The organism is Streptomyces sp. NPDC091289, from assembly GCF_044757365.1.
Classification (GTDB): domain Bacteria; phylum Actinomycetota; class Actinomycetes; order Streptomycetales; family Streptomycetaceae; genus Streptomyces.
In genome coordinates this window covers 212967-232026 of sequence record NZ_JBIVUT010000013.1, presented here as the reverse complement: position 1 = coordinate 232026, position 19060 = coordinate 212967, and the positions used below count along the sequence as shown (strand labels likewise).

General features: G+C 71.6%; 14 protein-coding genes. All 14 read right to left on the bottom strand.

The annotated features are described in order from the left end of the window. Positions 1 to 46 precede the first annotated feature (46 nt). Positions 47 to 1135, bottom strand: coding sequence for a sugar phosphate isomerase/epimerase family protein (locus ACIQPT_RS19545; RefSeq protein WP_401157133.1), 1089 nt, complete (start codon positions 1133 to 1135; stop codon positions 47 to 49). Between the two features lie 64 nt (positions 1136 to 1199). Continuing rightward, a complete protein-coding gene (locus ACIQPT_RS19540; protein ID WP_401157132.1) occupies positions 1200 to 2594 on the bottom strand; it encodes a nucleotide pyrophosphatase/phosphodiesterase family protein in 1395 nt (464 codons plus the stop codon). After that, complete coding sequence (gene eboE / locus ACIQPT_RS19535; RefSeq protein ID WP_401157131.1) at positions 2591 to 3766, bottom strand: metabolite traffic protein EboE; 1176 nt, start codon at positions 3764 to 3766, stop codon at positions 2591 to 2593. The genes ACIQPT_RS19540 and eboE overlap by 4 nt, the downstream gene beginning before the upstream one ends. 7 nt (positions 3767 to 3773) lie before the next feature. Further along, positions 3774 to 4622: a TatD family hydrolase gene (locus ACIQPT_RS19530; protein WP_401157130.1), complete on the bottom strand. Its 849-nt coding sequence runs from the start codon at positions 4620 to 4622 to the stop codon at positions 3774 to 3776. Beyond that, positions 4622 to 5344 (bottom strand): EboA domain-containing protein, encoded by a 723-nt coding sequence (locus tag ACIQPT_RS19525; protein ID WP_401157129.1) that lies wholly within the window; start codon positions 5342 to 5344, stop codon positions 4622 to 4624. Before ACIQPT_RS19525 ends, ACIQPT_RS19530 begins: the two co-directional genes overlap by 1 nt. Further along, entirely contained in the window at positions 5338 to 6225 is an 888-nt protein-coding gene (locus tag ACIQPT_RS19520) for a sugar phosphate isomerase/epimerase family protein (RefSeq protein WP_401157128.1), read from the bottom strand. The genes ACIQPT_RS19525 and ACIQPT_RS19520 overlap by 7 nt, the downstream gene beginning before the upstream one ends. After that, complete coding sequence (locus ACIQPT_RS19515) at positions 6222 to 7646, bottom strand: SCO3242 family prenyltransferase (protein ID WP_401157127.1); 1425 nt, start codon at positions 7644 to 7646, stop codon at positions 6222 to 6224. Before ACIQPT_RS19515 ends, ACIQPT_RS19520 begins: the two co-directional genes overlap by 4 nt. Beyond that, on the bottom strand, positions 7643 to 8872 hold the full coding sequence (locus tag ACIQPT_RS19510) for an inositol-3-phosphate synthase (protein ID WP_401157126.1): 1230 nt from the start codon (positions 8870 to 8872) through the stop codon (positions 7643 to 7645). Before ACIQPT_RS19510 ends, ACIQPT_RS19515 begins: the two co-directional genes overlap by 4 nt. Positions 8873 to 8967: 95 nt before the next feature. Then, positions 8968 to 12687 (bottom strand): ThuA domain-containing protein, encoded by a 3720-nt coding sequence (locus ACIQPT_RS19505; RefSeq protein ID WP_401157125.1) that lies wholly within the window; start codon positions 12685 to 12687, stop codon positions 8968 to 8970. A gap of 288 nt (positions 12688 to 12975) precedes the next feature. Further along, the gene (locus ACIQPT_RS19500) at positions 12976 to 13980 is read right to left on the bottom strand and encodes a sugar phosphate isomerase/epimerase family protein (protein ID WP_401157124.1); all 1005 of its coding nucleotides are present in this window, start codon (positions 13978 to 13980) and stop codon (positions 12976 to 12978) included. A 13-nt stretch (positions 13981 to 13993) separates the two neighbouring features. Next, entirely contained in the window at positions 13994 to 15229 is a 1236-nt protein-coding gene (locus tag ACIQPT_RS19495) for a Gfo/Idh/MocA family protein (RefSeq protein ID WP_401157123.1), read from the bottom strand. A gap of 71 nt (positions 15230 to 15300) precedes the next feature. Then, complete coding sequence (locus ACIQPT_RS19490; RefSeq protein ID WP_401157122.1) at positions 15301 to 16335, bottom strand: substrate-binding domain-containing protein; 1035 nt, start codon at positions 16333 to 16335, stop codon at positions 15301 to 15303. An 89-nt stretch (positions 16336 to 16424) separates the two neighbouring features. After that, positions 16425 to 17477 (bottom strand): ABC transporter permease, encoded by a 1053-nt coding sequence (locus ACIQPT_RS19485; RefSeq protein WP_401157121.1) that lies wholly within the window; start codon positions 17475 to 17477, stop codon positions 16425 to 16427. Continuing rightward, a complete protein-coding gene (locus ACIQPT_RS19480) occupies positions 17474 to 18997 on the bottom strand; it encodes a sugar ABC transporter ATP-binding protein (protein ID WP_401157120.1) in 1524 nt (507 codons plus the stop codon). Before ACIQPT_RS19480 ends, ACIQPT_RS19485 begins: the two co-directional genes overlap by 4 nt. Between the last annotated feature and the right edge of the window lie 63 nt (positions 18998 to 19060).

The window sequence follows — 19060 nt, the reverse complement described above, 5'->3', positions numbered from 1 at the left end:
TGGCGCCCGGCCCGCCGGAATGGCTCCGGCGGGCCGGGTCCGCGCGTCAGTCGCCGCAGCGGCCCTCGCGCAGGGAGTGCAGGTGCTCGCTCGACTTGCGGGCGAAGGCGAGCGACTCGACCGGGTTGTCGTGCTCGGTCTGCCAGTGGTGGTACGTCCGGCCCTGGTGGGTCCGGTGCGTGACCTTGGACAGGAACGTCTTGTAGTCGATGTCCCCGTCGCCGACGTCCGACATGCGGTAGCCGTCCCGCGTGGTGTCGTCGCGGACGCCGTCCTTGACGTGGAACAGCGGGTAGCGGTCCGGGTGCTTCAGGACGTACTTCAGCGGGTCGAGCGGGGCGGAGCTGCCGTCCACACGCTTGCTGAAGCGGAACTGGGCGCAAAACGCCCAGTAGATGTCCATCTCCAGGTAGACCAGGTCCGGGTCGGTCTCCTCGAGCAGCACATCGTAGAGGCGTACGCGCGGCTTGTCGGTCGCGAAGGAGAACTCCTCGGCGTGGTTGTGCTGGTAGAACTTCATACCGCGCTTGCGGGCGGCTGCCCCGTACGTGTTGAAGTCCTCGGCCGCCCGCTTCCAGCCGTCCACCGTGTCGCCGTAGCGGAAGGGGCCCGAGGCCGTGCCGATGTGCTTGAGGCCCAGCGCCTGGGCGTCGTCCAGGACCTTCTCCAGGTTCTGGGCGAAGGTGTAGGCCCCGGGGTTGTTGTCGTCGTAGTAGCCGACGTGGCTGCCGATCGGGTTGAGGCCGTGGTCCCGGGCCAGCCGCTTGAGCTGGGCCAGGGTGATGTCGCCGGCCGAGCCCTGGGTGTAGCCCGCGAACTCGATCTCGTCGTAGCCGTACTTCTCCAGTTCGGCGAAGACGGGGGCGAAGCCGAGCGTGGAGACCTGGTCACGGAGGCTGTAGAGCTGGATGCCGAGGCGGCCCGGGGGCAGGACGGGCTTGCCCTTGCCGTGCCCGTGGCCGTGGTCATGTCCGTGGCCGTGGCCCTTGCCGTGGCCCTGGCCGCGGTCGCGGCTGTCGGCCTGGGCGGCCGCCGTGCCGATGATGGTGGCGGCGGTGGCTCCGGCGGCGACACCGAGGATGTTGCGGCGGCTCAGTCTGCGGGCGAGTTCGGTGTCCTTGGAGGTGCGGCTCATGTTCGCGTGACTCCCTTGGGTGACATGGGTGACGTGGGGTGAGCAATGCAGTGCCGGGGCGTTGTCAGTGCAGTCCGGCAAGCTGGAGGAGCAGGGACTTCACTTCGGTGGCCCTGACCCGGTCGGTGAACGCGTGGGGGGTGGAGCAGAGGATGAGCGGACCTTCGTCGTCGCTCTCGGGGAGGCGGCCGTGGCTGCCGCGAATAGGTGAGGGGTCCAGGGGGACGACCGCCATGCGGTAGCGCAGGCCGAGCTTCTTGCGGGCGACCGCCGAGACGGCCTTGACCCGGACGTAGGGGTCCTGGGGGTCCATGAAGAGCTCGACGGGGTCGTAGCCGGGCTTGCGGTGGATCTCGACGAGCTGGGCGAAGTCGGGGGCGCGTGCGTCGTCGAGCCAGTAGTAGTACGTGAACCAGGCGTCCTTCTCCGCGACGGCGACCAGTTCGCCGGAGCGGGGGTGGTCCAGGTGGTGCGCCTTCTTGCCCTCGTCGTCGAGGAGCTGCTCGATGCCGGGCAGATCCGCGAGGGCCGCCCGGGTCGCCTCCAGGTCCTCGGGACGGCGTACGTAGATGTGGGCGAGCTGGTGGTCGGCGACGGCGAAGGCCCGGGAGGTCATCGGGTCCAGGTACTCCATGCCGTCCTGGGTGTGGACCTCCAGCAGGCCCGCCCGGCGCAGGGCGCGGTTGATGTCGACGGGGCGGTCGACGCGGGTGATGCCGTATTCGGAGAGCGCGACGACGGTACGGCCCTCGGCGCGGGCGTCGGCCAGCAGCGGGGCCATGGCCCGGTCCAGGTCGGTGGCGGCCTGGTGGGAGCGGGGGTCGTCGGGGCCGTAGCGCTGGAGGTCGTAGTCCAGGTGGGGCAGGTAGCAGAGGGCGAGGTCGGGGGTGCGGGTGGCGACGATGTGCCGGGTGGCGTCGATGATCCACTGGGAGGAGACCAGGTCGGCGCCGGGGCCCCAGAAGTGGAAGAGGGGGAAGGTGCCGAGTTTGTCGGTCAGTTCGTCGTGCAGGGCGGGGGGCCTGGTGTAGCAGTCGGGTTCCTTGCGGCCGTCGGCGTAGTAGACGGGTCGCGGGGTGACCGTCCAGTCGGTGTCGGCGCCCATCGCGTACCACCAGCAGATGTTGGCGACGGTGTAGCCGGGGTGGGCGCGGCGGGCCGCGTCCCACAGTTTGTCGCCCTCGACGAGTCCGTTGTGCTGGCGCCACAGCAGGACGTCGCCGAGCTCGCGGAAGTACCAGCCGTTGGCGACGATGCCGTGTTCGGCAGGCATCGTGCCGGTGAGGAAGGTCGACTGGGCGGCGCAGGTGACAGCCGGCAGGACGGTGGAGAGCGGTCCTTTCGCACCCTGCTCCCCCATGGCCCGGAGGTTCGGCATGTGGGCCAGGAGCTGGGGGGTGAGGCCGACAACGTCGAGGACGAGGAGGGGAGTGGGCCGGGGTCCTGTTGCGTCGGTCATGGCAGTTCCTTGAGGCCGAGGTCGACCAGGAGGTCGCGGGCGAGGGTGAGTTCGGCGGCGATGCCGTCGGCGAGCTGGGTGCGGGTGCGGGGACGCAGTTCGGCGGGCAGCGCCTGCCAGGTGTACGTCTCCACCTCCAGGTGCCGGGTCAGGGGCGCGGGTCCGCCGACGAGCCGGGCGAGCGTGTCGCGGAGCACGGGCAGGGTCGAGGTCAGCGGGGGCGCCGGGGGTGCGTGCAGCGGTACGTGGAAGTGGGCGCGCCAGGGGGTGGAGTCGGGGAGCGCCCGGCCGGTGACGGCCTCGTCGAGGTCGTCGGTGCCGCGCAGGCCCGCGGCCGTACGCGTGCGGGTCTGGTGCAGGAAGCGCGGTTCGGCGAACGCGGCGAGCGCGGTGCGGACCTCGGGCAGGTGGGGATGCTCGGCGTGCAGGGCGGCGGAGAGCTGGGACTTGACGACGCGGACGCCGGCGGCGGCCAGGGCGTCGAGTGCGGTGCCGGGGTCCTCGAAGGAGGTGGCGAGGTGGCAGGTGTCGACGCAGATGCCGATGCGGTCGTGACCGACGTCGGTGAGCGGGGCGATGGCGTCGGCGGTGGTCTCCACCGTGCAGCCCGGTTCCGGTTCGAGGCCGATGCGGATGGACTTGCCGGTGAGTTCGGCCAGTGCGTCCAGGCGCTGGGCGAGCGTGGTGAGGGCGGCGTGTGCGGTGCGGGCCGCCTCGGGGTCGTCGGCGTAGGGGGTGCGCCAGGCGAGCGGCAGGGTGGAGATGGTGCCCTCGGTGGCGTCGTCCGGGAGCAGGGCGGCCAGGAGGCGGGCGAGGTCGGTGGTGTGGGAGAGGCGGTCGGGTTCGGTCCAGTCCGGCCGGTAGACCCGGTATTTGACCTCGTCGGCGCCGAACCCTTCGTAGGGGAAGCCGTTGAGGGTGACCACTTCGAGGCCGCGGCTGTCGAGTTCGGCGCGCAGGGCGCGGAGTTCGGCGGGGTCGTTGATCAGGGCGCGGGCGGCGTCCCGGGCGAGCCAGAGGCCGATGCCGAGCCGGTCCCGGCCCAGGCGGCGGCGGACGGGTTCGCAGTGGTCGCGGAGTTGGGCGCGGACGCCGTCGAGGGTTTCGGCGGGGTGGACGTTGGTGCAGTAGGCGAGGTGGACGGTCGAGCCGTCCGGGTGGCGGAAGCGCATGACCGCCTCACTCCCCGCCGCGCAGGATGGAGTTGCCCTCGTGGAGTGGGTCGGGGGCGGGGACGTCCAGCTGGAGGCGGCCGCTCTGGCCGTAGAAGGCGACGGGGTTGCGCCACAGGACCTGGTCGACGTCGTCCTCGGTGAAGCCGGCCTTCAGCATGGCGTCGGCGACCTTGCGGGTCTTGAGGGGGTCGCTCTTTCCCCAGTCGGCGGCCGAGTTGACGAGGATCTTCTCGGTGCCGTGATTCCGGAGGATGGTGACCATGCGGTCCTCGTCCATCTTGGTGTCCGGGTAGATGGAGAACCCGGCCCAGCAGCCGCTGTCAGTGGCGGTCTTTACGGTTGTCTCATTGAGGTGGTCGAGGAGGACGAACTCCGGGGGGAGGTTCGATTCGCGGATGACGTCGATGGTGCGGTGCAGACCGGCGAGCTTGTCGCGGTGCGGGGTGTGGACGAGGGCGGGCAGACCGTGGTCTGCGGCGAGCTGGAGCTGGGCGGCCAGCGCGTGGTCCTCGGCCGGGGTCATGGAGTCGTAGCCGATCTCGCCGACGGCGACGACGGAGTCCTTGACGAGGTAGCGGGGCAGCGCGTCCAGGACGGGGGTGCAGCGGGGGTCGTTCGCCTCCTTGGGGTTGAGGGCGAGCGTGCAGTGGTGGGCAATGCCGTACTGCGAGGCGCGGAAGGGTTCCCAGCCGAGGAGCGCGTCGAAGTAGTCGAAGAAGCTGGCGGGCGAGGTGCGGGGCTGGCCGAGCCAGAAGGAGGGCTCGACGAGCGCGCGGACGCCCGCGTCGTACATCGCCTGATAGTCGTCGGTGGTGCGGGAGGTCATGTGGATGTGGGGGTCGAAGATGCGCATCAGGACTCCTCCGTGGGGGCGGGGGCTGCGGGAGCTGCGGTCGGCGGGGCCTGGTGGGCGCCCTCGTCGGCCGGGGCGGTGAGGGCCAGGGCATGCCCCAGGACCGTGCGCAGGTCTTCGGGGACGGTGCGGCCGGCCGCGGTGCGTTCGGCGGCGAAGTCGTCGAGCATGCGGGCGAGTTCGGCGTCGCCGTGGGCCCGGTCGGCGAGCCGGGCGACGGCCGCGACCGGCACCTCGGTGAACAGGCACTTCAGGACGGCGTGCCGCCAGGCGTGCGGGTCCAGGTGGTCGGCGGCGTAGGGGCCGACGGCGGCGGACACCAGCCGGGTGTCGTTGGCGCGCAGGGCGTCCTCGACGAGCGGGAGGGCGGTGGCGCCGAGGTCGAGGCGGTGCAGGGTGAGGAGGACGGCGCGGCGTTCGGCTGCGGTGCCCTGTTCGTAGAGCCGGGTGACGGAGGACAGCGGGGCGCGGGCCTCGACGAGCAGGAGGGAGCGTACGGAGTCGGCGTGTTCGAGGCCGCAGTGCCGGCCGGCGGCGGCGTAGCGCAGCTCCCACGGCGGGGAGGTGGAGGGGCCGGTGGCCTCCGCGCCGGGGGCGTCGGGGGCGTCGGGGGTGGCTTCTGTTCGAGCCGCGTCGTGGGCTGCCTCGGCGAGGGCCTCGTCGAGCCAGGCGCGGGCGACCCCGCCGAGTTCGGCGTCGAGTTCCTTGCGGGACTTCAGCACGGGGCGGCTCCCTTGGTCGCGAAACCGCGCGTCGTGCTGCCGCGCGTCATGGCGTCGTGCAGGAAGTCGATCGACGTACGGGCCAGTTCGGGTCCCGCGTGGGAGTGGCGGGGCAGTTCGACGACGGTGAGGCCCCGGTAGTCCGAGGCGGCGAGGGCGGCGAGCACGGGCGGGAAGTCGATCTCCCCGTCGCCGAACGGGAGGTGTTCGTGGACTCCGCGCCGCATGTCCTCGATCTGGACGTGCCGGAGCCAGGGGGCGGAGTCCTTGACGCACTCCAGGGGCGAGGCCTCCTCCAGACACTGGCAGTGGCCGATGTCGAGGGTGAGGCCGAGCGGCCCCGGGTCGCCGAGGAGGCCGCGCAGGTGGTGGAAGTCGGCGAGGGTCGCGAGGAGGTGACCGGGTTCGGGCTCGACGGCGAGCGGGATGCCGGACCGGTCGGCGGCTTCGAGGACGGGGACGATCGCTTCGGTGAGCCGTTTCCACGCGGTGTCCGCCGGGGTGCCGGGCGGGGTGATGCCGCTGAAGAAGTGGACGGCGTGCGCTCCGAGTTCGGCGGCCACGTCGACGGCGCGTACGAGCAGCGCGGCGCGGGCGGCACGGGCGTCGGGGTCCGGGTCGAGGAGGGAGGGGCCGTGCTTGCGGCGCGGGTCGAGGACATAGCGGGCGCCGGTCTCCACGGTGACCCGGAGGCCGAGGGAGGTGAGTCTGCGGCGGACCTGGCGGGTGCGCTCGGTGAGGTCCGGGGCCATGGGGTCCAGGTGCATATGGTCGAGCGTCAGGCCGACGCCCTCGTAGCCGAGGTCGGCGAGCAGGCCGAGGGCGTCGTCGAGGCGGAGGTCGGTGAGCCCGTTGGTGCCGTATCCGAGGTGGAGGGTCATGTGAGGCTCACCTTCCGGGCGAGGCTGCGGGCGAGGGGGACGAGCCCCATGACGGCGAGACCGGTGACGGGCGCCCCGGCGCGGGCGGCGAGCGCGGCCTGGAGCGGGATCATGGCCCGGATGCCGCCGCCGACCGCCCGCTGGGTCAGGGGTGGGGACGGGTTCAGCGCGGCGTGCAGGAGGGGTGGTCCGGCGGTACGGAGGTAGGCGCCGGTGAGCGTGATCAGGAGGAGGCGGGTGGGGTCGGTCGCCCACCCCGGGAGGCCCCACCCTGGGGAGACCCCGGGCTGCGGGGTCGCGCCGAGGGAGGCGGACCACCCGGGGAGGCCCGCGCCCTGAGGCCTCGCGCCGACGGCGGCCCACCCGGTACGGCTCGCGTCCCGCAGCCCTGTCCCGCCGTGGTCCGTGGTCGCACCGGGGCTGTCCGGGGCCCGTCCACGGGACGCCCCCAGCACCGCTGCCGCGAGTGCCGTCGTCGTGGCCAGCACCGCGAGCGGGACGCCCGTGGAACCGCCCTGCGTCTCGTGGCGCGATACGGCGGTGACGCCGTAGGTGTGTGCCCCGAGCACCAGGGCGGCGGGCAGCGCGGGCAGGGCCGCGGTCAGCACGCCTCGCCCCGGCGCCACGGTCGCCTTCGCGGTCACCGACGCCCCGGCAACGTTGTCGAAGCGGCCTGCCCGACCCGGCGTACCGGCCCCCGTCACGGCGACCGTGGACGTCGCCGTAGCGCCCAGCAGCAGGTCCAGGGAGCGGGCCGCCGCCATGGCCGCCGGGCCCGCCTTCGTGTGCTTCAGGTGGAGGTCGTAGGCCCAGACCGTGGCGGCCAGACCCGTGGCGACGGTCAGCGCGGGGCGGCCGGCCCGGGCCGCCAGGGCGAGCCCCGTCGCGGTCAGCACCCCGGCCGCTCCCAGGGCCGCCGCCGGGCTGATGCGGCCCGAGGGGATCGGGCGGTGCGGGCGGTCGACGGCGTCCTCGTCGCGGTCGGCCCAGTCGTTGAGGGCCATCCCGGCCTCGTACAGGCACAGCGACGCACCGATCGCCAGCGCGGTGCCCCGGCCGGGTCGGCGGCCCACCGCCGCCGCGCCCGCCAGGGCGTCCCCGGGCACGGAGAACAGGGCGGAGACGCGCAGCAGTTCCGCCCAGGCCCGCAGGCGCTCCCGGGGCGTGCCCCGCTCTGCGCCCCGGATGGAAGCCGCGTCCGGCCGGCCCGCGCCGGCGTCGTCCGCGCCCTGTTCCCCGTTCCGGCCCGTGGGGGGCGGTCCGGGCCTGTCCGGTGCGGGCGCAGTCCCACCCGCACCGGACAGGCTGTCATCGGTCACGGCAGCCGGCGGCCTACCGTGTGCAAAACCGTTCCGCCGCCCGACCGGGAGCAGCGACAGGGCCGCCACCAGCGCGGCCGGGAGGGCGCGCCGCCGCCTCATGCCCCGGCCCGCAGCCGCTCGGCGAAGGAGAGCAAGGTGGCGTACTGCTCAGCGAGTGCCGCCGAGGTGCCGCCGTCCGGGTCCTTGAAGTAGAAGCCGAGCTCCGGCAGGGGGCCGCTGATCCCGGCCTCGTGGGCGCGGGCCAGGAGCCGTGCCAGGTCCAGGACCAGCGGGGCCGCCAAGGCGGAGTCGCAGCCCTGCCAGATGGTCTGGAGGATCATGCGGGAGCCGAGGAAGCCGTCGAAGGCGATGTGGTCCCAGGCGGTCTTCCAGTCCCCCATCGCGGGCACGTCGTCGATGTGCACCTCGCCCTCGGGGGCGGTGCCGAAGGTGTCGGCCAGGACGCGTTCCTTGCCGGCGTTCTTCGCGGCGGCGGCCGCCGGATCGGCCAGCGCCGCCCCGTCCCCGCCGCCCAGCAGGTTCGACCCGGACCACGCCCGTACGGCGAGGGCGCGCTGGAGGAACATCGGGGCGAGTACGGAACGGAGCAGCGTCTGGCCGGTCTTGCCGTCGCGTCCGGCGTGGGGAAGTCCGCTGGAGGCGACGGTGTCGGTGAGCGCGGGGGTGCGCAGTCCCGTGGACGGGGTGAAGTTGGCGTAGGCGCAGCCGGCGCGCAGGGCGGCGGCCGCGTAAAGCGAGCTGGCGGGCAGCCGGGTGTCGTCGGGGCCCGGCGCGGGCTCGGTGGAGGCGACGTTGACGACGACGGTGCGGGCCAGGTCGTGGCGGTGGGCGAAGTCGGTGAGGTCGGCGGCGAACGCGGCGATGAGTTCCTGGTCGGTGCGGGTGTCACCGGGGAGCGGTCCGCCGGGGCGGATCTCGGCGTCGGCGGCGTCGAGCTCGGCGCGTACGGCGGAGGGCAGTCCGTGCGGCAGCACACCGCCGTCGGCCAGCACCTCGGCCCGCTTGGACAGCGGGCAGTCGAGGGTGTCGTGGCCGCCGAAGACCAGGCTCGTCAGGGCGGGCAGACCGCTGTCGGCGAAGGGGGGCGTCTCGGTGACCATGCCGGTCGGCGGGTGCAGGCCGGCCGCGATGGCGGCGCAGCCCGCGGTGGCGGTGGTCGCCACGGATCCGCGTGCTCCGATGAACCAGACACCGGTACGGCCCGCGGTGCCGGCCGGGCCGGCCACCTCCGTACGGCTTACGGCACCGGGAACTCCCGAGGGGCTCGGGGTGTCGGTTCGGCCTGGGGCGTCGGTTCGGCCTTCACGATCGGCGTGTGCGGTCACGGGCTGCCTCCCTGGGGGGATGTCGGGGGTGGTGGACGACGGGCGGGGGAAGGTGTGAGTGCTTCCCCCGCCCGTCGTCGGCAGAGGCGGCCGCCCTACTTCGAGGGCAGCTCCTTCAGTTGGATGTTGCGGAAGGACACCTGGTCGTCGGCTCCGTGGTTCTGGAGACCGATGTAGCCGTCCTTCAGACTGCGGGCCGGGTCGGTGTTGGTGAAGTCGTTGATCTTCGCTCCGTTGAGGAAGATCTGCAGACGTTCGCCCTGGACCTTGATCTCGTAGCTGTTCCACTGTCCCGGCGGCCGCAGGACGCGGTCGCGGGCCTTGATGTTGGCGGATTTGAAGGTGTAGACGGCGCCGGTGGTGCGGTCGGCGGCGTCGGTGGCGTCGATCTGGATCTCGTACCCGTTGTCGACCGCCGACCAGGGGTCGTCGGACTCCGGGAAGCCCACGAAGACACCGGAGTTGTCGTCGCCGGTCATCTTCCAGTCGAGCTTCAGCGAGTACGCGTTCAGTTCCTTGGCCTGGTAGGTGAGCAGGCCCATGCCGCCCTCGGAGTGCAGGGCGCCGTCACTGATGGAGAACTTCCCCGGGCCCGCCTGCTTCCACCCCTCCAGCGTCTTGCCGTTGAAGATCGGCCGGTAGTCCTTGTCCGGCTTGCAGTCGGCCTTGACCTGACCGGTGGCGTAGCGCAGGCCGCCCAGCACGTGGCTGCGGAACTCCGGCTCGGCGTAGGACTCCTTGGTGTGGCCGAGACCGGTGTAGAAGGAGCGGCCGCCCTCGTAGGTCTGGCACCAGGAGATCGGGTGATCGCCCTTCATGTTCCCGCCGGTGTAGGTGGTCTCGTCCAGGGTGGCGAGAACCTTGGCCTTGTCCCGGGGGTTGGTGCCGTAGTTGTACCACTCGTCGGTGCGCTCCCACTCCTCGTCCAGGTGGGCGGTCGCGGGGTGGTCGTGGTCCTCGACGCGGACGGTGGCGGGCTGGATCTGCGGGTGGGAGTCGAAGTAGGCGCCGACGAGGCCGCCGTAGAACTCCCAGTCGTACTCGGTGTCGGCGGCCGCGTGGATGCCGACGTAACCGCCGCCGGTGGCCACGTAGTTCTCGAACGCCTTCTGCTGCTCGGCGTTGAGGACGTCACCGGTGGTGGAGAGGAACGCGACCGCGTCGTAGCGGGCCAGGTTGCTGGTGGTGAACTGGGCGGCGGACTCGGTGGAGTCGACCGTGATGTTGGTGTCCTTGCCGATCTCCTTCAGGGCGGCGATGCCGTCCGGGATGGAGTCGTGGCGGAAGCCGGCGGTCTTGGAGAAGACCAGGACGCGCTTGGCGGTCTTGTCGACCGGGGTGTTGGACAGTTCGAAGTCGTCGACGTCGTAGAGCGCTCCGTCGCCGCCCTTGAAGACCAGGAAGAGTTCCGTCTGCTTCTTGGGCACACCGCGCAGCGGGATGTCGATGTCCTGGAAGGTGTCCCAGTCGCCGGTCACCGGGACGGGCCCGGAGCCGAGGATCTTGCCGGTGGGCGATCCGGTGCGCACTTCGAGGAAGCCGCCGGAGCCGGCCGAGGAGATCCGGGCGGTCAGCTTGGTGGTGTCGCCGAGGACGTAGGTGTCGAAGGAGATCCAGTCGTCGTTGTGGATGTCGCCGACGGTCTTCCCGCCGTGCGCGCCGTCCTTGCTCGGCGTCGTGACGCCGGAGGAGTCGTCGAAGTGCTCGGCCTGCCGGTGCTTGGGCTGGAGGCGCGAGGCGTCCTTGCCGGTGAGCTTGGGCTGGCCGCCACCGCCGTTGTCGGTGTACGAGGCCGAAATGCCGCCGTAGATATTGGCGTTGGGGTCGTGGCCGCCTTCCATGGCGGTCTTGATGGTGCCTTCGCAGCCGTGCTCGGTGGTGATGTCGTGGCCGTGGCTGTCGTGGCCCAGGGTGAACTTGACCTCGACCTTCGTGCAGTCGATGGTGCCGTCCTCCGGGTCGCTGACGTTCACCTTGAACGGCACGGAGTCACCGAACTCGAAGAGCTGCCCGTCCTCGGGGAGCACCAGCTCCACGGTCGGGGCGGTGTTGCCGACGGTGATGTGGACGCTGGCGGAGCCGGTGCGGCCGGTCGGGTCCTCGGCGGTGAGGGTGGCGGTGTAGGTGCCGTTCTTCTTGTACGTGTACGTCGGGTCGGCGGCGGTGGAGGTGCCGCCGTCCCCGAAGTCCCAGGAGTACGTGAGCGGGTCGTCGTCGCCGTCCGCCGTGCCGGCCGAGGAGAACTTCACCTTCAGGGGTGCGGTGCCCGACGTCTTGTTGCCCGAGGCCTCGGCGATGGGCGAGCGGCCTCCGGTGGCGTTCTCGATGCGGTAGAGCGCGGAGTTCTCGTCGCCGCCGAACCAGGCGAGGCCGTAGTCGAGGACGTACAGCGCTCCGTCCGGGCCGAAGGCCATGTCCATGATCTGCGTACCGGACCACGGCACGTCGTTGATGGACTGGACGCCGCCGTCGGCGTCCTGCTCGATGCGCTTGATCCACTGGCGGCCGAACTCACCGGCGAAGAAGTCGCCGTCGTAGGCCTCGGGGAACTTCACCGGGGAGTCCAGGTCCGCGTCGTAGCGGTAGACGGGTCCGCCCATCGGGGACTCGGAGCCGGTGCCGAACTCGGGCACGGAACCGCCGTCGTAGGGAATCCACGCGGCCTCGGCCGGCGGCAGGTCGACGAGTCCGGTGTTGTGCGGCGACTCGTTCTTCGGGGCGGCGCAGTCGAAGGCGGCGCCCGAGGTCTTGGTGGCGAAGTCGTAGTCGATGTAGGGCTCGTTGTCGCCGACGCAGAAGGGCCAGCCGAAGTTGGCGGCCTTCGTCACGCGGGCGAACTCGACCTTCCCGGCGGGTCCGCGCTTGGGGTCGGCCGCGCCCGCGTCGGGGCCGTAGTCGCCGACGTACACGGTGCCGGTGGCCTGGTCGACGGAGAAGCGGAAGGGGTTGCGGAAGCCCATCGCGTAGATCTCGGGGCGTGTCTTGTCCGTACCCGGCTCGAAGAGGTTGCCCTCCGGGACGGTGTACGAGCCGTCCTCGGCGACCTTGATGCGCAGGATCTTGCCGCGCAGGTCGTTGGTGTTGCCCGAGGTGCGGCGGGCGTCGAACGCCGGGTTGCGGTCCGGGCGTTCGTCGATCGGGGTGAAGCCGTCGGAGGCGAAGGGGTTGGTGTCGTCGCCGGTGGAGAGGTAGAGATTGCCCTCGGCGTCGAAGTCGATGTCACCGCCGACGTGGCAGCACATGCCGCGCGAGGTGGCGACGTCCAGGACCTTCTTCTCACTGGCGGTGTCGAGGGTGCCGTCCTCGTTCAGGACGAAGCGGGAGAGCCGGTTGACGCCCTCGAACTTCTCGAAGTCGGCGGCCGTGCCGGTCTCCGGGGCGTCGCCCGCCGGGGTGTCCATCGGGGGTGCGTAGAAGAGGTAGATCGCCCGGTTCTCGGCGAAGTCGGGGTCGACGCCGACGCCTTGGAGGCCTTCCTCGTCGTGCGTGTACACGGGGAGGGTGCCGGAGATCCGGGTGTTGCCGGCGCTGTCGGTGATCCGCAGCTCGCCGCTGCGCGAGGTGTGCAGCACGCTGCGGTCCGGGAGGACGGCGAGCGACATGGGCTCGCCGGTCTCCTCGACGCCCTTGGCCAGGGTGACTTGCTGGAAGTCCTCCGCCACGGGCTCCTCGTGGCCCGGGTGACCGGGGTGGGCGGCGGCTCCGGGCGCGGAGCCGAGGGTCAGGGTCGCGGCGGCGAGCAGGCCGCCGGTGAACAGCGCGAGCGATTTACGGACGCGGGTCCGGGCCAGGAGCCGCTTTCTGGTTCGGTGCACGTAGGTCCTCCGGAGAGTGCCGGTTGTACGGGCGGGTGTAGCCGTGCCGTGCCGCGCGGGGACTGCCGCGCGTGCGTCACCGGAGACGGGTGCGACCCCGGTGACGCGAGTCATGTCGTGTACACGAAATGGACGGTAGACCTGTTCGTCCTCGACGGAAAGCCCTTGTGCAACAGGTAAGTCGAACTTCTGCTTCCGCGAGGACAAAGGGGATTCCGGGCAGCGCGAAGCAGCCCCGGGGGCTGGGGCCGTGAACCGGATCAGACCCCCGGGGCTTGATCTTCCGCGCTACTCGCCGCCGCCGAAGGCCGCGTCGAAGGAGGCCGACGGCGGGTCGAAGTCGAACCGCTTGAGGCTGGCAAGCGCTTCCGGGGCGCCGTGCAGCCGGTCCATGCCGGCGTCCTCCCACTCCACCGAGACGGGACCCTCGTAGCCGATGGACCGGAGCATCCGGAAGACGTCCTCCCAGGGCACGTCGCCGTGACCGGCGGAGACGAAGTCCCAGCCGCGCCGGGGGTCGCCCCAGGGCAGGTGCGAGCCGAGGCGGCCGTTGCGGCCGTCGAGGCGCTTGCGGGCCTCCTTGCAGTCCACGTGGTAGATCCGGTCCCGGAAGTCGTAGAGGAAGCCGACCGGGTCGAGGTCCTGCCAGACGAAGTGGCTCGGGTCGAAGTTCAGCCCGAACGCGGGCCGGTGGTCCACCGCTTCGAGGGCGCGCTGGGTGGTCCAGTAGTCGTACGCGATCTCGCTCGGGTGCACCTCGTGGGCGAAGCGCACCCCCTCGGCGTCGAAGACGTCCAGGATCGGGTTCCAGCGCTCGGCGAAGTCCTCGTAGCCCCGCTCGATCATGTGCGGCGGGACGGGCGGGAACATCGCGACCAGGTGCCAGATCGAGGAGCCGGTGAAGCCGATGACCGTGTCGACGCCGAAGGCGGCGGCGGCCCGGGCGGTGTCCGCGATCTCTGCCGCGGCGCGCTGCCGCACGCCCTCGGGCTCTCCGTCGCCCCAGATGCGGGCGGGCAGGATGCCCTGGTGGCGTTCGTCGATCGGGTGGTCGCAGACGGCCTGGCCGACCAGGTGGTTGGAGATCGCGAAGCACTTCAGCCCGTACTTGTCGAGCAGTTGGTGCCTGGTGTCCAGATATCCCGGGTCGGCCAGCGCTTTGTCGACCTCGAAGTGGTCTCCCCAGCAGGCGAGTTCGAGACCGTCGTAACCGAAGTCACGGGCGTGCCGGCAGACCTCCTCCAGCGGGAGGTCGGCCCACTGGCCGGTGAAGAGGGTGAAGGGGCGGGGCATGGGCGGCAGCCTCCTAGGACGAGGACGGGACCGAGGTGTGGACGGAGTTCTTGGCGGCGCTCTCCTCGACGGCGGCGAGCACCCGCTGCACCTGGAGCCCGTCCGCGAACGACGGTACGGGCGGGGCCCCTTCGGCGATCGTGTGGACCACGTCGCGGGCCTGGTGGACGAAGGTGTGCTCGTAGCCGAGCCCGTGGCCCGGGGGCCACCAGGCCTCCAGGTAGGGGTGCTCCGGCTCGGTGACGAGGATGCGGCGGAACCCCGCGGTAGCGGCGGGTTCGGTGTGGTCGTGGAAGGACAGTTCGTTGAGCCGCTCCAGGTCGAAGGCGAGCGAGCCCAGCTCCCCGTTGATCTCCAGGCGCAGGGCGTTCTTGCGTCCCGCCGCCATCCGGGTCGCTTCGAAGGAGGCGAGCGCGCCGGAGGCGAGGCGGCCGGTGAAGATCGCCGCGTCGTCGACGGTCACCTCGCCCCGCTCCACCGTGTCGGCACTGCCGGAGAGTCCGGCCGACGCTCCGGCGAGCAGGGGGCGTTCCCGTACGAAGGTCTCGGAGACGGCGGACACGCCGGTGAGCAGCTCGCCCGACAGATACTGGGCGAGGTCGACGATGTGCGCCCCGAGGTCCCCGAGCGCGCCGGACCCGGCGTGCTCGCGCTTGAGCCGCCAGGTGAGCGGGGACGCCGGGTCCACCAGCCAGTCCTGGAGGTAGGTGGCCCGCACATGGCGCAGCGGGCCGAGCCGGCCCTCGGCGATGAGCTGCCGGGCGAAGGAGATCGCGGGAACCTTGCGGTAGTTGAAGCCCACCATCGCCACCTGCCCCCGCGCGGCGGCCGCTTCGGCGGCGCGGACCATCGCCTCCGCCTCGGCGACGGTGTTGGCGAGCGGCTTCTCGCACAGCACGTGCTTGCCCGCCTCCAGGGCGGCGATGGCGATCTCCGCATGGCTGTCGCCCGGGGTGCAGATGTCGATCAGCTGGACGTCGTCCCGGGCGATCAGGGCCCGCCAGTCCGTCTCCGCCGCGGCCCAGCCGTGCCGGGCGGCGGCGGCGTCGACGGCCGCACGGTCGCGTCCGCAGATCGCGGCGAGAGCGGGCCGCACGGGCAGGTCGAAGACATGTCCGGCGGTACGCCACCCCTGGGAGTGGGCGGCGCCCATGAACGCGTATCCGACCATGCCGACCCCGAGCGTTCCTGGCGCCTGCCGCGGCGAGGCTGCTGGGGCTTGCGTTTCCGTCTCTTGACTACGGGCCATGCGGACTTCCTCCTCATCGGTGTGCGGTAACGGGCCGGGGGACGCGCTCTCCGCGTCCCCCGGAGTCCCGGTCAGTTGAAGCCCGTCGGCAGGTACTGGTCGATGTTGTCCTTCGTCACGACCGCGGAGTACAGGGTCAGGGAGGTCGGGATCTCCATCTCGGAGAGGCCGCTGACCCCCTTGCTCTGGCCCAGTGCCCGTGCCAGGTCGATCGCGGACGCGGCCATCGTCGGCGGGTAGAGGACGGTCGCCTTGATGACCGAGTCATCGGCCTTGATGGCGTCCATCGCGGACTTGGCGCCGGCGCCGCCGACCATGATGAACTCGTCGCGGCCCGCCTGCTTGATGGCCCGGAGCGCACCGACGCCCTGGTCGTCGTCGTGGTTCCACAGGGCGTCGAACTGCTTCTGAGCCTGGAGGAGTTGGGCCATCTTGGCCTGGCCGGACTCGACGGTGAAGTCGGCTGCCTGACGGGCCACCAGCTTGATGTTGGAGTAGTTCTTGAGGGCGTCGGCGAAGCCCTGGCTGCGCTGCTTGGTCAGCTCCAGGTTGTCGATCCCGGCGAGCTCGACGACCTTGGCGTTCGGCTTGTCCTTGAGCTGCTCGCCGATGTAGTGCCCGGCGTTGAGGCCCATGCCGTAGTTGTCGCCGCCGACCCAGCAGCGGTACGCCTGCGGGGAGGCGAAGATGCGGTCCAGGTTGACGACGGGGATGCCCGCCCGCATCGCTTCGAGGCCGACCTGGGTGAGCGCCTTGCCGTCGGCGGGAAGGACGACGAGGACGTCGACCTTCTTGTTGATGAGGGTCTTGACCTGGCCGATCTGGGCGGCGGTGTCGTTGGAGCCCTCGGTGATCTCCAGGGTGACGTCGGAGTACGTCTCCGCCCGGGACTTGGCGTTCACGTTGATCGCGTTGAGCCAGCCGTGGTCGGCCTGCGGTCCGGCGAAGCCGATGGTGACGGCCTTGCCCGGCTTGTCGTCGGCGGGGGCGCTGTTGCCGGCGGGCTCGGTCTTCTTGGGCTCGTTGCTGGTACAGGCCGTGAGGAGCGCGCCCGCGGAGACGGCGGCGGTTCCGAACAGCAGCCCTCTGCGGCTGGTTTCTTGCATGACGGTCTGACCCTTCATCCGGTGGGTGCTACGAGGTGCGGGTGCGGGGGGGTGCGTTGTGGGGCGCTCGGGTGCCGTTGCGCGGGCGGTCAGGTTTCCCTGCCGCGCATGGTGCGGCGCTGGACGAGGACGGCGGCGACGATGATGGCGCCCTTGGCGATCTGCTGGACGTCGCTCTGGAGGTTGTTGAGCGCGAAGATGTTGGTGATCGTGGTGAAGATCAGGACGCCGAGCACAGAGCCGACGATGGTGCCGCGGCCGCCGCTGAGCAGGGTCCCGCCGATGATCGCGGCGGCGATGGCGTCGAGCTCGTACAGGTTGCCGTTGGTGTTCTGGCCGGAACCGGCGAGCACGATCAGCATGAAGGCGGCGATGCCGCAGCAGAGTCCGGACAGCAGGTAGAGGTACAGGCGCTGGCGGCGGACGTCGATCCCGGCGAGCCGGGCGGCCTCCGCGTTGCCGCCGACGGCGACCGTGCGGCGGCCGAACGTGGTCCGGTTGAGGATCAGCCAGCCGACGACGGTGACCACGGCGAACATGATGACCAGCGGCGGGATGCCGAGGATGTAGGAGTCGGGCAGGCCGAGGTCCAGGACCGAGTCGACGGTGACGATCTGGGTCTTGCCGTCGGTGATCTGGAGGGCGAGTCCGCGGGCCGAGGCGAGCATGGCCAGCGTCGCGATGAACGGGACCATCCCCCCGTACGCGATGAGGACGCCGTTCACGAGTCCGGCGGCGAGACCGACGATGATCGCGGTGAACGCGATGCCCGCGAAGCCGTACTCCTGGGTGGCCAGGGTCGTCGCCCACACCGAGGCGAGGGCGACCATCGCGCCGACGGAGAGGTCGATGCCGCCGCTGATGATGACGAAGGTCATGCCGACGGTGACGACACCGATGACGGAGGCCTGGGTCAGGATCAGCTGGAGGTTGCCGGTGTCCAGGAAGGCGTCCGGTTCGGTGATGCCGCCGACCAGGATCAGGACCGCGAGGACGCCGAGCAGGGACAGGATCCGGACGTCGAGCCGCAGACCGAGGGCCGGCCTGCCGCCGCCCGACTTCGAGGGCGGCGCGCCGGAGGGGCCGGTGAGGGCTCCCTTGTCCGGCCCGTTGTGCTGCGCCGACGGGGCGGGCTGTGTCATGGCGTCGGGCTCCCTTCCATCACGAGGTCGAGTACGCGGTGCTCGTCGAGCTCCTGGGCGGGGGCCGTGTGGACCACTTCGCCCTCGCGGAGGACCAGCACCCGGTCGGCGAGGCCCAGGACTTCGGGCACTTCGCTGGAGACGAGCAGAACGGCGAGGCCTTCGTCGGCCAGCCGGCGGATCACGGCGTAGAGCTCGGCGCGCGCGCCGACGTCGACGCCACGGGTGGGTTCGTCCAGCAGCAGGACCCGGCAGCCGCGCAGCAGCCAGCGGGCGAGGACGGCCTTCTGCTGGTTGCCGCCGGAGAGGGTGCGGACGGCGGCGTCCGGGTTGTCGGGCCGCATCTGCAGCTCGCGGGTGGCGCTCTGCGCGGCCTTCCGCTCCCCGCCCCGGTCGATCCAGCCGATCCGGGCGAAGCGGGAGAGGGAGGAGACGGAGACGTTGCGGGTGACCGACTCGGTCATCAGCAGGGCCTGCGCCTTGCGTTCCTCGGGCGCGAGGCCGATGCCCGCGGCGACGGCGGCGCGGACGCTGCCGGGGCGGAGCCGCTTGCCGGCGACGGTGACGGTCCCGGTGCTCGCCTTGCGGGCGCCGTAGATCGTCTCCAGGATCTCCGAGCGGCCCGAGCCGACGAGGCCGGCCAGGCCGACGATCTCGCCGGGCCGCAGTTCGAGGTCGACGGGGGCGAACTCGCCCTTGCGGGAGAGGCCTTGGACCCGGAGCACGGGTTCGTCGGTGGCGGCGACCGGCTCCTCCGGGCGCGGCGGGAAGACATAGGCGACGTCGCGGCCGGTCATCATGGCAACGATGTCGCGGGTGGGGGTGTCGGCGGCGGGAAGCCCGACGGCGACGGTCCGGCCGTCCTTGATGACGGTGACCCGGTCGCCGATGCGGCGGATCTCCTCGAGACGGTGCGAGATGTAGACGACGGCCACCCCGTCGGCGGTGAGGCTGTCGACGATCCGGAAGAGGTTGTCGACCTCGTCGGGGTCGAGGGCGGCGGAGGGCTCGTCCATCACGATGAGCCGGACGTCGTGGGAGAGTGCCCGCGCCATGGAGACGATCTGCTGCTGGGCGGCGGAGAGGTCCCCGACCGGCCGGGCGGGGTCGATCTCCGGGTGACCGAGGCGGGCCAGGAGCGCTTTCGCCGCGAGACGCCCCTCCCCCGTACGGACGATGAAGCCGGCGCTGGTCGGCTCGTGGCCGAGGAAGACGTTCTCGGCGACCGACAGGCCTTCGACCAGGTCGAGTTCCTGGTAGATGGTGGCGATGCCCAGGCGCATGGCGGCGATCGGCGACTTGAGCTGGACGGTTTCGCCGCGCCAGGTGATCTCGCCGTCGTTGGGCTGGTGGGCTCCGGCGAGCACCTTGATGAGGGTGGACTTGCCCGCACCGTTCTGGCCGAGGAGGCAGTGGACCTCGCCGGCCTGGACCTCCAGGTCGACGCCGTCCAGGGCGCGGACGCCCGGGAAGAGCTTGGTGATGCCGGACATGGTGAGCAGGGGTGGTTCTGGTGCCATGACGAATCCCCTCGGCGAATGGGGTCTCCCCTGCTCGGGCGGTGCCGAGGGGCCGGGGAGGGC